The sequence below is a fragment of the Amycolatopsis albispora genome (genome assembly GCF_003312875.1).
GTDB classification, from domain to species: Bacteria; Actinomycetota; Actinomycetes; order Mycobacteriales; family Pseudonocardiaceae; genus Amycolatopsis; species Amycolatopsis albispora.
Genome location: NZ_CP015163.1, coordinates 6,740,921 through 6,754,199 on the forward strand (window position 1 = coordinate 6,740,921; position 13,279 = coordinate 6,754,199).

Consider the following 13,279-nt stretch of genomic DNA (forward strand, 5'->3'; position numbering starts at 1 on the left):
GTGGCGATTCCTGGCATTGATCAAGCGGCGAAACTCGAGCTCGCCCGGCTCATCACCGAACTGTCCGTGGTGCACGGCAAGGTGACCCTGGCTTCCGGCCGCGAGGCCGACTACTACGTCGACCTGCGGCGCGCGACCCTCCACCACGCGGCGGCGCCGCTGATCGGCAAGCTGCTCCGCCAGCTCACCGCCGACTGGGACTTCGTCTCGGTGGGCGGGCTCACCCTCGGCGCGGACCCGGTCGCCACCGCCATGCTGCATTCGGCGGCCGCGGACGGCGTGGTGCTCGACGCGTTCGTGGTCCGCAAGGCCACCAAGACGCACGGCATGCAGCGCCGGGTCGAAGGGGTTGAGGTCCGCGGGCAGCGGGTACTCGCCGTGGAGGACACCTCCACCACCGGCGGCAGCGTGCTCACCGCGGTGGAAGCACTGGAAGAGGCCGGTGCCACGGTGGTGGGTGTGGCCACCGTGGTGGACCGCGACACGGGAGCCAGGGAAGCGATCGAGAAGGAAGGCCTGGCGTACCGCTACCTTCTGGATGCGCACGACCTCGGCCTGTCCTGATCCCCGGGTTTCCCCTACGGGTCTTCCCCCGTTTGTGGGGCGGACGCCGTATTTCACCAGCGGTTCTCCAGCGGGCAGGAGTACGTTGGTGAGGTAAGGGGAGCGTGAAGGGGAGGGGTGACGGAGCCGGTGGCCGGATTTCTCGCGGATGTCACGGTCGCGATCCACGTGGTTGCCCTGCTGTACATCGGCCTGGGCGGCTTTGTCGCCTGGCGGTGGCCCAAGACGATTTTTGTGCACATATTTTTCGCCGCCTGGGGAATCCTGGTCAATGTTTTCCCGATTCCCTGCCCGCTGACCGCGCTGGAGAACTACTTCCGCGCGCAGCAGGGGCTCGGCGACCTGCCCGGCGGCTTCAACGCGTACTACATCTACGACACCGTCTTCCCGCGCGAGATGATGCCGGTGGTCGCCGCGCTCGCGCTGGTGGTGCTGGTGGTCTCCTACGTCGGCGCGTACGTGCACTGGAAGCACCGCGACAGCGACGACGGCGAGGCCGAGGGCACGCACCCCCACCCGGTCGGCCTGGGGTGACAGAATCGCGGCGTGGTCATCGTCGCGATCTTCCTCGGCATCATCCTGCTGGGCCTGGTGATCGGCCTGGTCATGCGGCCGAAGGTGCAGGCACGGGCCCGGGCGCACGTGGACGCGTTGCAGGCGGTGGCCGCCTCGTTCGGCTGGCAGATCGACCGGCGCGCGGTGCCCGACATCCGGGCCAGGCTGCCGATCGGCGGCATGTTCAACGAGGACACCGGCATCCGCGCGACGGCGCAGCTGACCGGCCAGTGGCGGGGCGTGCCGGTGGTGGCGCTGCAGCTGGCCTACGGCACCGAGGGCATGGCGACCTACACCTGGCACACCATGACGATGATCATGGTGCCGCGGCCGGTGCCCGGCCCGGTGGTCGCGCTCACGCCGCAGGGCATGTCGTGGGCGAACTTCCTGGCCGCGGACCGGCAGGTCGGCTATCCCCCGTTCGACGGCCGGTACCACGTGCACGCCAAGAGCGACGAGCAGGCACGCGCCACGCTGACCCCCGCGGTGGCCGGGCTGCTGGCGGAGGATCCCCGCATGCAGGAGCGGATGCTGTTCTTCGGGGAGCGGGATCTCGCGGCCAGCTTCCCCGGTTCGATCACGCAGCAGCAGGCGGTGGCGCAGACCGCCGACCTGCTGCTGGACGTCTCGCAGCGGCTGGCGGTGCGATGACCGAGGCGGGACCCACCGAATGGGTGGCCGAGCACGAGGTCGGCGTCGGGCCGTGGCCGGGTGAGTGGCCGTCCGACGAGCGCTACGACCCGGAACTGCTCGCCGAGGGCGACCGCCGCAACGTGGTGGACGCCTACCGCTACTGGCGGCGCGAGGCCATTGTGTCCGATGTGGACAGCCGACGGCACCCGTTCCACGTGGCCATCGAGAACTTCCAGCACGACCACAACATCGGCACGGTGGTGCGCACGGCGAACGCCTTCGCCGCGGCCGCCGTGCACATCGTCGGCCGCCGCCGGTGGAACCGCCGGGGCGCGATGGTGACCGATCGTTACCAGCACCTGCACCACCACCCGACCGTCGCCGAGTTCACCGCCTACGCGGCCGAATCGGGTCTGGCGGTGGTGGCCGTGGACAACACCCCGGGCGCGGTCCGGCTGGAAACCGCCGAGCTGCCCCGCGAATGCGTGCTGTTGTTCGGGCAGGAGGGCCCCGGCCTGTCCGCCGAGGCCCAGGAGGCGGCCTCGCTGGTGGTCTCGATCGCGCAGTTCGGGACCACGCGCTCGATCAACGCCGGGGTCGCGGCGGGCATCGTCATGCACACCTGGATCCGGCAGCACGCGGACCTCGGCCAGGCCTGGTGATCAGGCGGGCGCGATCTCGACCGGGATGCCGTTGAGCACGCTGGTGCCGGACAGCGCGTCCATCTGGGTTTCGTCGGAGAGCAGGTTCGTGTTCGCGCCGGGGTGCGCGGTGGCGACGGCGGTCCGCATGCCGGCCGGGTCGTGGCCCCAGCCGTGCGGAATGCTGACCACGCCGGGCCGGATGACGTCGGTGACCTCCACCGGCACCTCGATCTTGCCCGCGCGCGAGTGCACCACCGCCTGCCCGCCGTCGGTCAGGCCGAGCCGCGTCGCGTCGTCCGGGTGCACCTGGACCGTGCACCGGTTCTGCCCGCGCACCAGCGGTTCCAGGTTGTGCATCCACGAGTTGTTCGAGCTGAGGTGCCGCCGTCCGATGAGCACCAGTTCGCCGTTGGGCTCCTTGCCCAGTTCCCGTGCCAGGCGCGGCACGTCCTCGGTGATCGGCTCGGGCGCCAGTTCGATCTTGCCGCTGGCCGTGGTCAGCACCTCCGGCACGCGCTGCTTCAGCGGTCCCAGATCGACCCCGTGCGGGGCGGCTTCGAGGTCCGCCAGCGTCAGGTCGTACGGCCCGGCACGCAGCATCAGGTCGAGCAGCCGCTCCGGCCCGGTGCGCCTGGCGGCGACCGCGGGATCCAGCCCGGCACGCCGCGCGGCTTCGGCGGCGACGAAGTCGTCGAGCGCCGCGATGTCGGCGTCCGGCCCCTGACCGGTGACAATGCCGGTCAGCCGCAGCATGGTCTCCCACTCCTGCGGCAGGTCCGTCGGCAGCGCGGCGGGCGTCCAGTTCGCCACGTCCCGGACGGCGTACTGGTAGAGCGCCACGTCGTAGTGCGGCCGTTCCAGCGCGCTCGGGCCGGGGAGGATCACGTCGGCGAGCCTGCTCGTCTCGTTCAGGTAGACGTCTAGCGACACCATGAAGTCGAGCTGCTCCAGCGCGCCGGTGAGCCGTTCGGCGTTCGGGGTGCTCAGGCACGGGTTGCCGCTGACCGTGATCAGCGCGCGCACCTGACCTTCGCCGGGGGTGAGGATTTCGTCGGCCAGCACGCCGACCGGCACCTCACCGAGCACCTCGGGCAGGCCGTGCACGCGGGTCTTCCAGCGTCCGGTGCGGAACGGCTTCGGCTTCGGCGTGGAGCTGTTCGGCTGCCCGGCGGCGGCCAGCGGGAACATCGCGCCACCGGGGCGGTCGAGGTTCCCGGTGAGCGTGTTGAGCACGTCGACCAGCCAGCTGGCGACCGTGCCGAAGGCCTGCGTGGTGGTGCCGATGCGGCCGTACACCGCGGCGTGGTCGGCTTCGGCGAGTTCCCGCGCGAGCCGCCGGATCTCCTCGGCCGCGATCCCGGTCGGCCCGGCGACGGCCTCCGGGGTGAACTGGCTGGCCAGCTCGCGGACCTCTTCGACGCCGTTGACGTGCTCGGTGAGCCTGCCGAGGTGCACGCGGTCCTCGTCGAACAACACGTGGACCATCGCGAACAACAGCAGCGCGTCGGTGCCCGGCCGGATGGCGTGGTGCTCGTCGGCCAGCTCGGCGGTGCGGGTGCGCCGCGGGTCGACCACCACGATCTTGCCGCCGCGCCGCTGGATGCCCTTGAGCCTGCCGCGCACGTCCGGCGCGGTCATCAGGCTGCCGTTGGACACCAGCGGGTTCGCGCCGAGGATCAGCAGGTGGCCGGTCCGGTCGAGGTCGGGTACCGGGATGGACAGCCCGCTGCCGAACAGGTACCCGGAGGAGAAGTGCTTCGGCACCTGGTCCACCGTGCCCGCGGTGAAGATGTTCCTGGTGCCGAGCGCCTTGTAGAAAACCCGGCCGTAGAGCAGGTTGCCCAGGTTGTGCGCGCTGGGATTGCCGACGTAGAGCGCCACCGCGTCCTTGCCGTGTGCCTCGATGAGCGGCGGCAGCCGCCGGTGGATCTCGGCGAACGCCTCGTCCCAGCTGACTTCGACGAACTCGCCGTCGCGCTTGACCAGTGGCGCGCGCAGGCGGTCGGGGTCGTGGTGCAGCGCGCCGAGCGACGCGCCCTTCGGGCAGATGTACCCGCTGGAGAAGACGTCGGCGTTGTCTCCGCGCACCTTCTTCACGCGCGTTCCCTCGAACGTGACGTCGAGCCCGCAGGTCGCTTCGCACAGTGGACAGGTGACGGCAGCCATCGCCTGAACATACCGACTGGTATGTCGTCGAACAAGGGAGAATGGGCGCCATGACGGCGGCAGAACGAGCCGGTGAGGCGGAGAACGCACTGCGTACGCGGCACTTCCGGAGGGTGTGGGGGGTGCCGTCGACGGTGCTCGCGCGCAGCGGCTGGCCCGCCGATCCCGGGCAGCGCGTGCACTGGCACTGGAACTACTGGTGGCAGGCGCACGTGCTGGACTGCCTGGTCGACGCGCAGCTCCGCGCGCCGTCGGAGGAGCGCGCCGGGCTGATCGCGCGGTACGCGCGCTCGATCAAGCTGCGGAACTTCGGGCGGTGGACCAACGAGTACTACGACGACATGGCGTGGCTGGGCCTCGCGCTGGAACGCGCGCGGCGGCTGGTGGACCTGGAGTGCTCGCCCGCGCTGGACGCCATCGCCGCGGAACTGCGGTCGGGCTGGACCGAAGACGCGGGCGGCGGCATCTGGTGGCGGAAGAACGACCAGTTCAAGAACGCCCCGGCGAACGGCCCGGCGGCGATCCTGCACGCGCGGCTCGGGGACCTGGTGCGGGCGCGCGAACTGTTCTCGTGGATGGATTCGCGGCTGGTCGATCCGGAGACCGGGCTGGTGTGGGACGGGCTCCGGGTGGACACCGGGGAGCTGGTGAAGCACATTTACACGTACTGCCAGGGGGTTTTCCTCGGGACCTGCCTCGAACTGTCCGAAGTGGACGCCGCGGCGCGGACGATTTCGGCGGTGGCCGAGCACTGTGCGCCGGGCGGGGTGCTGCGGGCGCAGGGCGGCGGGGATGGCGGGTTGTTCGCGGGAATTCTGGCGCGGTACCTGGCGTTGGCGGCTCTGCGGCTGGAGGGGCCGGCTGCGGGGGTGGCGCGGGAGCTGGTGCTGGCTTCGGCTGATGCTTGTTACGGGAACGCGGCTGCGGGACCGGGTGGGCCGGTGTTTGGTCCAGTGTGGACGGAGGGGGCGAGTTGTTCGCCACCTCCTGGGGATTCGGCGCGGGACTTGTCGGTGCAGGTGGGGGGTTGGATGCTTTTGGAGGCTGCAGCCACTCTTGAATGAGGGGGCCCGCCCCGGTTTTTTATTGTGACTACGGCGAAGAACTCGTTGTCAAGGCTGGGGAGAGTACCTTGACAACGAGTTCTTCGCCGGGTTTTGGGCTGTGGACCGGGGTGGGGAGGGGGGTTTGGGTGGTCCCTGGGTTTGGTGTCCGGGTTCGCCTTTTGGGCCGTGGGGGTGGGTGGGGCCAGTGCTATGAAGGTGGCTTTCATTGCGGCTGGTGCTATGAGCCTTTTCCATCTTGGTTAGTTGGGGAGGTGTTCGAGGGTGAGGATGGCGTGGGCGAGTGTGGTGACGCGGTGGGTGCTGCAGCGGGCTCGGGTGAGGACGCGCCAGTTTTTGAGGGTGGCGAATCCGCGTTCGCCGCGGCTGCGCACCCTGGCCAGGGCTTTGTTGGCGGCTTTGTAGGCGGGCCCTAGTTCACGTTTGGGCTGGTGGCGGTTGCGGCGGTTGCGGTACGGGGTGATCACCCCGGGGGCGACCTGGTCGTAGCCGCCATCGGCCAGCAGCCGCAGCCCGGCCTGGCGGACCTGCTCGCAGATGCGGTGGTGGCGGGCGGCGGCGGTGTCGTTGATCGCGCCGGGCAGCCCGGGCGAGAGCCACAGCAGCTGGCCATCAGGATCGGTGAGGGCCTGGAAGTTGATGCCGTGGTAGCGGTGTTTACCCGAGAAGAAGGGCTTGTTCGCGGCGACACGGTCGATGCGGACGACGGTGCCGTCGATGATGGTGTAGTTGTGCCGGGTGCGGGCCAGCCGTCGGAGGGCGTCGGTCAGGGTGGGAGCCTGGTGGGCGAGCAGGGTGATGGTTTCGTGCAGGTAGCGGCACACGGTGGCCACTCCGATGCCGAACCCGGCGGCGAGGCGGTGGTAGGTGTCGCCGTTGCGCAGGTGGGCCAGGGTGAGCAGGGCTTGGCGCTGCGGGGACAGCCTGCGCCAGCGTGAGCCGATCGCGCGGCGGTGGGTACGGATGATCCGGGTCAGCTCGCGCAGTGTCTGGGTGGACACCGGGATCACCGAGGGGTAAGAAAGCACAACGAAGCTCCTGGTAGCGCATGTTTCTTGGTCGATACACGCATCTACCAGGAGCTTCGCCATGTCCAGCCCAGCGACACACCCTCACCAACCCACATCAAGTTGGAAAAGGCTCTATGAAAGCCACATTCATTGCGGTGTGCGGGGGAGGCGGCGGTTCAGGTGTGGCGGCGTGGGGCTCGGGTGCAGCCGCAGGAGGAGCGGTGCCGGAACGAAGGCGCCAGCCGGACGGAGTCCGGGCGGCGGTCCGGGTTGCTGATGCGGTTGATCAGCGTGTGCACCGCGCGCCTGCCGATCTCCTCGATGGGCTGCGCCATCGTGGTCAGCGCCGGGTCCACCGCGCCCATCCAGTCCGCGTCGCCGTAGCCGGCCAGGCCCAGGTCCTCGCCGATTCGCAGGCCCCGCCGGTGCACCTCGTAGTGCACACCGATCATCATCGCCTCGCTGGCGACGACCAGCGCGGTCGGGGCGTCGGCCATGTCGAGCAGCCGCCCGGCCGCCGCGGCCGCGCCGCCGGCGGTGGACTCGCCGCAGGCCACCAGGTCCGGCTGCCACGCCAGCCCGGCCCGTCCCAAACCCAGCCGGTAGCCGAGGGCGCGCTCGTCGTTCACCGCCACGCCCAGCGCGCCCGAGACCAGCCCGATCCGCTGGTGCCCGGCCTCGGCCAGGTGCCGGACCAGGTCGCACATGGCCTGGATGTTCTCGGTCCCCACCTGGTCCACGTCCCCGCGCGTGGCCAGCCGGTCCATCAGCACGGTCGGCACCCCCAGCCGCACCAGGCTGGTGATCACCACGTCGTCCCCGGCGGCCGGGGTGAGCAGGATGCCGTCGATGCCACCGGCCCGCAGCGAGCGCACGGCGTCCATCTCGACGCCCGCCGCGTCCTCGGTTTCGGCGAAGGTTACCGCGCAACCCGCGTCGGCGGCGGCGCGTTCGATCGCCTTGGACAGCTCGGTCGCGTACGGGGTGGCGTCGAACGCCATCGCGACGCCCAGCCGATGGGTGACGGGCGCGCCCCAAAGTGGCATGTCGTGTGTCAGTGCGGTCATCTCTCCCGGCCCCTCGATGCCTGATGAGAACGTGCCCGCCCGATAGACGCTCTCGAATACAGGCGCCGAAGATATCCCCGATTCGGGCGTCATCCGGTCGGGAGTCACTCGATGAAGCAGAAATTCAGCGCACCGGGTGAATTCCCGCGCAACCGCACGACTCTCGGTGTCGCAGCGTCGGGGGCAGCCGGACCACTTCGGCCTTGCGATCCGGATCGGCGATCCTCGCCAGCAGCAGGCGCACCGCGCGCCGGCCGATCTCCTCGATCGGCTGCGCCATGGTGGTCAGCGGCGGGTCGACCAGATCCGCCCACTCGACGTCGTCGTAGACCACCACCGGCAGATCACGCCCGATCTTCAGGCCGCGGCTGCGGGCCTCGTGCAGCACGCCGACCATCATGCCGTCGTTCGCCACGACCAGCGCCGTCGGCGGCTCCGGCAGCGCGAGCAGCGTGCGCAGCGCCGCGGCCCCGCCGTCACGCGAGGAGTGCCCGCATTCGACCAGCTCGGGATTCCACGACAGCCCGCCGCGGCCCAGCCCGAGCCGGTAGCCGAGCGTGCGCTCCTCGCTGGTGGACAACCCGGCGGCGCCGCTGATCAGGCCGATCCGGCGGTGGCCGAGCGAGGCGAGGTGCTCGGTGAGCGCCGAGGTGGCCTGGATGTTCTCCGCGCCGACCTGGTCCACGTCACCGCGGGTGGCGAGCCTGTCAACCAGCACCGTCGGCACGCCCAGCGAGACCAGCTCGCCGACCACCTGGCCGTCCCCCGGCGCCGGCGTGATCAGCAGGCCCTCGACCCGGCGCGACCGCAGGGCGCGCACGGTCGACTGCTCGGTCTCCAGCTCGTCGTGGGTGTCGGCCAGCAGCACGGTGTACCCGGCGGCGGCCGCCTCGCGTTCCACCGCCTGCATCAGCATCGCGAAGTACGGGTTCGCCATCAGGGAGATCGCCACGCCGATCGACCGCGTGCCCCCGGTGACCAGCGAGCGCGCGATCGCGTCGCCGGTGTAGCCGGTGGTCTCGATCGCGCGGAGCACCGCGGCCCGCGTCTCCTCCGCCACCGCGCGCGTGCCGTTGACCACGTGTGAAACGGTGGTGATCGAAACCCCGGCCATCTCGGCGATGTCGCGCTGGGTCGGGCGGGATGAGCGTCCTGGTGGCACTGGGCTCCCTTCACCGATGGCGGTTGGCAAGCGTTTGCGCAAACGCTTGCGCGGCAGCATAGCCCGATCTACCGTCCCGGGTCATCTTGTTCCGATCCTCAACGCGGAGGATGTCGTGCGAAAAATTCTGACCGCGGGGCTGGCGGCCGCGGTGCTGGTGTCGGCGGGCGGGTGCACCGTCGAACGGCACTGGGGTGGCAACACCGGCTCCGGTGGCGGCGGGGGCAAGGCCAAGGTCGGCCTGGTCACCAAAACCGACACCAACCCCTACTTCGTCGAACTCCGGGCCGCGGCGAGCGCGGCGGCCCAGGCCAACGGCGCCGACTTCAGCGCGCTCGCCGGTCAGTTCGACGGTGACAACGACGGCCAGGTCCGGGCCATCGAGAACCTGATGCAGCAGGGCGCCACCACCATCCTGATCACGCCCAGCTCGTCCACCGGCGTGCTCGACGCGATCGACCGCGCGCGCAAGGCGGGCGTGCTGGTGATCGCGCTGGACACCGCCACCGAACCGGCCGAGGCGGTGGACGCCACCTTCGCCACCGACAACTTCGTGGCCGGGCAGCAGCAGGGCGCCTACGTCAAGGCCGCGCTCGGCGGTGCCGCGCCCAAGCTGTTCATGGTGGACGGCACCGCGGGCAGCACGGTGGACACCCAGCGGCACACCGGGTTCCTCTCCGGCATCGGCCTGGCCGACGGCGCCCCGGAGATCAAGGGCTCGACCCCGGCCAACGGTGACCAGAGCACCGCGCAGCAGGGCGTGGAGAACCTGCTGCAGCGCACCACCGACATCAACGCCGTCTACACGATGAACGAGCCGATGGGCCGCGGCACCTACGCGGCGCTGAAGGCCCGCGGGCTGACCGGCCAGGTCGTGATGGGTTCGATCGACGGCGGCTGCGAGGGCGTGCAGAACGTGCGCGACGGCCAGTACGCGGCCACCGTCATGCAGTTCCCCAAGAAGATGGCCGAGCAGGGCGTGCTCGCCGCCGTCGAGTACGCCAAGAGCGGCAAGAAACCGACCGGGTTCAACAACACCGGATCCGTGGTGATCACCGACAAGCCGATGCCGGGCGTGGAGAGCCAGACCACCGAATGGGGTCTGCAGAACTGCTGGGGTGACAAATGACGACCGCGACGGCGACGGCCAATTCCGACCGGCCGACCATCGGTGAGTTCTTCCTGCGCGCCCCGGCCGTCGGGCCCGCGCTGGCGCTGGTGGTCGCGGTGCTGGTGTTCTCCTTCTCCACCGACACCTTTCTCAACCTGGACAACATCTCACTGGTGGTGCAGCAGTCGCTGGTGATCGGCACGCTGGCACTCGGGCAGACGCTGATCATCCTGACCGCGGGCATCGACCTGGCGAACGCGGCGTCGATGGTGCTGGCCACGCTGATCATGGCGAAACTGCTCGCCGGCGGCGTGACCGGGATCTTCGCGCTGCTGCTGGGAATCGTGGCGACCGTGCTGGTCAGCGGGGTGGTCGGCACGCTGGTGACCAAGGTGAAGCTGCCGCCGTTCATCGTCACGCTCGGCGCGCTGACCATGCTCACCGCGGCGGGCAGGCTGTTCGCCGGTGGCGAGGCGGTCCCGGTGGCCGACGGGCTGCTCAACTGGCTCGGCACCCGCCGCTACCTGTTCGGCGGCATCGAGATCACCTACGGCATGACGCTGGCGCTGGTGATGTACCTGGTCATGTGGTACGCGCTGACCAGGACGGCGTGGGGCAAGCACGTGTACGCGGTGGGCAACGCGCCGGAATCCGCGCGGCTGTCCGGCATCAAGGTCAACCGGACCGTGCTGTCGGTGTACCTGGTGGCCGGGGTGATCTTCGGCATCGCCGCGTGGCAGGCGCTCGGCCGCGTGCCCAACGCCGACCCGAACGCCTACCAGCTGGGCAATCTCGACTCGATCACCGCCGTGGTGCTGGGCGGCACCAGCCTGTTCGGCGGCCGCGGCTCGGTGCTCGGCACGATGATGGGCGCGCTGATCGTGGCGGTGCTGCGGTCCGGGCTGACCCAGCTGGGCGTGGACGCGCTCTACCAGGACGTGGCGACCGGTGCGCTGGTGATCGCGGCCGTCGCGGTGGACCGATTCGCCAGGAGGCAGCGATGAGTTCGACGGAACAGCCGACCTTGTCCGCGCGCGGCCTGGTCAAGCGCTACGGCCGGGTGACCGCGATCGACGGCGCCGACTTCGACCTGTACCCGGGCGAGGTGCTCGCTGTGGTCGGTGACAACGGCGCCGGGAAGTCCAGCCTGATCAAGGCGTTGTCCGGCGCGCTGGTGCCGGACGAGGGCGAGATCCGGGTGGACGGCAAGGCGGTGCACTTCCGCACGCCGATCGACGCGCGCAAGTACGGCATCGAGACGGTGTACCAGGACCTGGCGGTGGCGCCCGCGCTCGACATCGCGTCGAACATGTTCCTGGGGCGGGAAAAGCGCCGGTCGGGGCCGTTCGGCCTGATCAGGAAGCTGGACACGGCGACGATGCGGGCCGAGGCGCAGCGGATCCTCGACGAGCTGGGCATCCAGATCAAGTCGATCACGCAGCCGGTCGAGACGCTGTCCGGCGGGCAGCGGCAGGGTGTCGCGGTGGCGCGCGCGGCGGCGTTCGGCACCAAGGCGGTGATCATGGACGAGCCGACGGCCGCGCTCGGTGTGGCCGAGTCCGGCAAGGTGCTCGCGCTGATCGACCGCATCCGCGAGCGCGGCCTGCCGGTGGTGCTGATCAGCCACAACATGCCGCACGTGTTCGAGATCGCCGACCGCATCCACGTGCACCGGCTCGGCAGGCGCGTGGCCGTGGTGTCGCCGCGGACGCACACGATGAACCAGGTGGTCGGGCTGATCACCGGGGCGCTGCGGATCGGCGAGCACGGTGACGTGGAAGAGGTCGAGGCGGCCGTGCACACGGGGCTGTCCGGATGAGGGTGGTGCTGGCCGGACTGTCCACTGTGGATCTCGTGCAGCGGGTGGCGGAACTGCCGTCGCCCGGCGAGAAGGTGCAGTCACAGGCGGTCGAGGTGGCCGCGGGCGGGCCCGCGGCGAACGCGGCGGTGACGGTGGCGGCGCTGGGCGGCGAGGCGGTCCTGCTGACCGTGCTCGGCGCCCACCCGCTGGCCGACCTGGCGCGCGCGGACCTCGAAGCCCACGGCGTGCGGGTGGTCGACGCGTTGCCGTCGCGAGTGGAGCCGCCCCCGGTGAGCGCGGTTTCGGTACGGGACGCGGACGGCGAGCGGACGGTGGTCTCGCACAACGCGGCCGACGTGCCGGAGTTCCCGGTTTCCCCGTTGCTGGACGAGGTTCACGGCGACTGCGTGCTGCTGGACGGGCATCACCCGGAGCTGGCTCTGGCGGTCGCGCGGCGGGCGCGGGAACTCGGGGTGCCGGTGGTTCTCGATGCCGGGAGCTGGAAGCCGGTGCTGACGGATCTGCTGCCACTGGTGGATGTCGCGGCGTGTTCGGCGCATTTCCGCGCGCCGGACGGGGTTTTGGACGTGCCCGTGGTGATCACCACCGCGGGCGCGGGGCCGGTGCGTTATTCCACTGTGGACGATTCGGGTTCGGTGCCGGTACCCGAGGTGGAAGCCGCCGACACGCTGGGCGCGGGGGACGTCTGGCACGGCGCTTTCGCTTACGGGGCCGGCCTTCCGCTGGTGGAGCGGATCCGCTTCGCCAACGAGGTGGCCGCCGAACGGGTGTGGCATGCGGGGCCGCGGGCGTGGGTGCCCGCGGTCCGCGAAATGAGGAAATAGAGGAGTGCGATGACCTCGTTCGAGGACCTGCTGGCACGCGCGCAGGGATTGATCAAGTCCGGGGAGCGGGCCGTGCTGGGCATCGTCGGCTCGCCGGCGTCGGGCAAGACCACGCTGGCGTGGGGCCTGGCGAACGCGCTGGGCAACCGGGCCGCGGTGGTCGGCATGGACGGGTTCCACCTGGCTCAGGTGGAACTGCGGCGGCTGGGCCGGACCGAGCGCAAGGGCGCGCCGGACACCTTCGACGCCAACGGGTACGTCAGCCTGGTGTCGCGCCTCGCGGCGGGCGGCGAGACGGTGTACGCGCCGGAATTCCGGCGTGAGATCGAGGAGCCGATCGCCGGCGCGGTGGCGGTGCCGCCGGACGTGCCGCTGGTCATCACCGAAGGCAACTACCTGCTGCTCGACGAGGACCCGTGGTCGCGGATCCGCCCGCTGCTGGCCGAGGCGTGGTTCCTGCGCCCGAACGAGGACGAGCGGATCGAGCGCCTGGTCACGCGGCACCGGCACTACGGCCGTTCGCTGGTGGAGGCGCAGCAGCGGGCGCGGGGCTCGGACCAGCGCAACGCCGACCTGATCGCCACCACGGCTTCGCGAGCCGACCTGATCGTCGAGGACATGTCACTGGCGAACTTCTCGCTCTAGGCGCTTAGGGTG

General features: G+C 70.5%; 14 protein-coding genes. 10 read left to right on the forward strand and 4 right to left on the reverse strand.

Features of this window, described 5'->3' with window-relative positions; translation table 11 throughout:
- The 4 genes from pyrE (at position 1) to A4R43_RS31865 (ending at position 2,414) form a co-directional block, all read left to right on the forward strand.
- The gene (gene pyrE, locus A4R43_RS31850) at positions 1-564 is read left to right on the forward strand and encodes an orotate phosphoribosyltransferase (RefSeq protein WP_113695468.1); all 564 of its coding nucleotides are present in this window, start codon (positions 1-3) and stop codon (positions 562-564) included.
- Positions 565-693: 129 nt separating this feature from the next.
- On the forward strand, positions 694-1,098 hold the full coding sequence (locus A4R43_RS31855; RefSeq protein WP_113698014.1) for a DUF2784 domain-containing protein: 405 nt from the start codon (positions 694-696) through the stop codon (positions 1,096-1,098).
- A 12-nt stretch (positions 1,099-1,110) separates the two neighbouring features.
- On the forward strand, positions 1,111-1,770 hold the full coding sequence (locus A4R43_RS31860) for a hypothetical protein (RefSeq protein WP_113695469.1): 660 nt from the start codon (positions 1,111-1,113) through the stop codon (positions 1,768-1,770).
- Positions 1,767-2,414 carry a TrmH family RNA methyltransferase gene (locus A4R43_RS31865; protein ID WP_113695470.1) on the forward strand — a complete coding sequence of 216 codons (648 nt, stop codon included), beginning with the start codon at positions 1,767-1,769 and terminating at the stop codon, positions 2,412-2,414. The genes A4R43_RS31860 and A4R43_RS31865 overlap by 4 nt, the downstream gene beginning before the upstream one ends.
- On the opposite strand, the gene A4R43_RS31870 is transcribed toward A4R43_RS31865, so the two are convergent.
- Positions 2,415-4,562, reverse strand: a complete 2,148-nt coding sequence (locus A4R43_RS31870; RefSeq protein WP_113695471.1) for a molybdopterin-dependent oxidoreductase — start codon at positions 4,560-4,562, stop codon at positions 2,415-2,417.
- A 50-nt stretch (positions 4,563-4,612) separates the two neighbouring features.
- On the opposite strand from A4R43_RS31870, the gene A4R43_RS31875 reads away from it, so the two are divergent.
- On the forward strand, positions 4,613-5,626 hold the full coding sequence (locus tag A4R43_RS31875) for a glycoside hydrolase family 76 protein (RefSeq protein ID WP_113695472.1): 1,014 nt from the start codon (positions 4,613-4,615) through the stop codon (positions 5,624-5,626).
- A 242-nt stretch (positions 5,627-5,868) separates the two neighbouring features.
- Here A4R43_RS31875 and A4R43_RS31880 read toward each other — a convergent pair whose 3' ends face one another.
- From A4R43_RS31880 to A4R43_RS31890, 3 genes are all read right to left on the reverse strand, one after another.
- The gene (locus A4R43_RS31880) at positions 5,869-6,654 is read right to left on the reverse strand and encodes a transposase family protein (RefSeq protein WP_113695473.1); all 786 of its coding nucleotides are present in this window, start codon (positions 6,652-6,654) and stop codon (positions 5,869-5,871) included.
- A gap of 158 nt (positions 6,655-6,812) precedes the next feature.
- A complete protein-coding gene (locus A4R43_RS31885; RefSeq protein WP_113695474.1) occupies positions 6,813-7,703 on the reverse strand; it encodes a LacI family DNA-binding transcriptional regulator in 891 nt (296 codons plus the stop codon).
- Between the two features lie 124 nt (positions 7,704-7,827).
- Positions 7,828-8,865 carry a LacI family DNA-binding transcriptional regulator gene (locus A4R43_RS31890; RefSeq protein WP_113695475.1) on the reverse strand — a complete coding sequence of 346 codons (1,038 nt, stop codon included), beginning with the start codon at positions 8,863-8,865 and terminating at the stop codon, positions 7,828-7,830.
- A gap of 115 nt (positions 8,866-8,980) precedes the next feature.
- Here A4R43_RS31890 and A4R43_RS31895 point away from each other — a divergent pair, with 115 nt between their 5' ends.
- The 5 genes from A4R43_RS31895 to A4R43_RS31915 are packed head-to-tail and all read left to right on the forward strand — an operon-like array spanning position 8,981 to position 13,267.
- Positions 8,981-9,994 (forward strand): substrate-binding domain-containing protein, encoded by a 1,014-nt coding sequence (locus A4R43_RS31895; RefSeq protein ID WP_236808404.1) that lies wholly within the window; start codon positions 8,981-8,983, stop codon positions 9,992-9,994.
- A complete protein-coding gene (locus A4R43_RS31900; RefSeq protein WP_113695477.1) occupies positions 9,991-10,980 on the forward strand; it encodes an ABC transporter permease in 990 nt (329 codons plus the stop codon). Before A4R43_RS31895 ends, A4R43_RS31900 begins: the two co-directional genes overlap by 4 nt.
- Positions 10,977-11,795: an ATP-binding cassette domain-containing protein gene (locus A4R43_RS31905; RefSeq protein WP_113695478.1), complete on the forward strand. Its 819-nt coding sequence runs from the start codon at positions 10,977-10,979 to the stop codon at positions 11,793-11,795. Before A4R43_RS31900 ends, A4R43_RS31905 begins: the two co-directional genes overlap by 4 nt.
- The gene (locus A4R43_RS31910) at positions 11,792-12,622 is read left to right on the forward strand and encodes a PfkB family carbohydrate kinase (protein WP_113695479.1); all 831 of its coding nucleotides are present in this window, start codon (positions 11,792-11,794) and stop codon (positions 12,620-12,622) included. Before A4R43_RS31905 ends, A4R43_RS31910 begins: the two co-directional genes overlap by 4 nt.
- A gap of 9 nt (positions 12,623-12,631) precedes the next feature.
- Positions 12,632-13,267, forward strand: a complete 636-nt coding sequence (locus A4R43_RS31915) for a nucleoside/nucleotide kinase family protein (RefSeq protein WP_113695480.1) — start codon at positions 12,632-12,634, stop codon at positions 13,265-13,267.
- Positions 13,268-13,279: the final 12 nt, after the last annotated feature.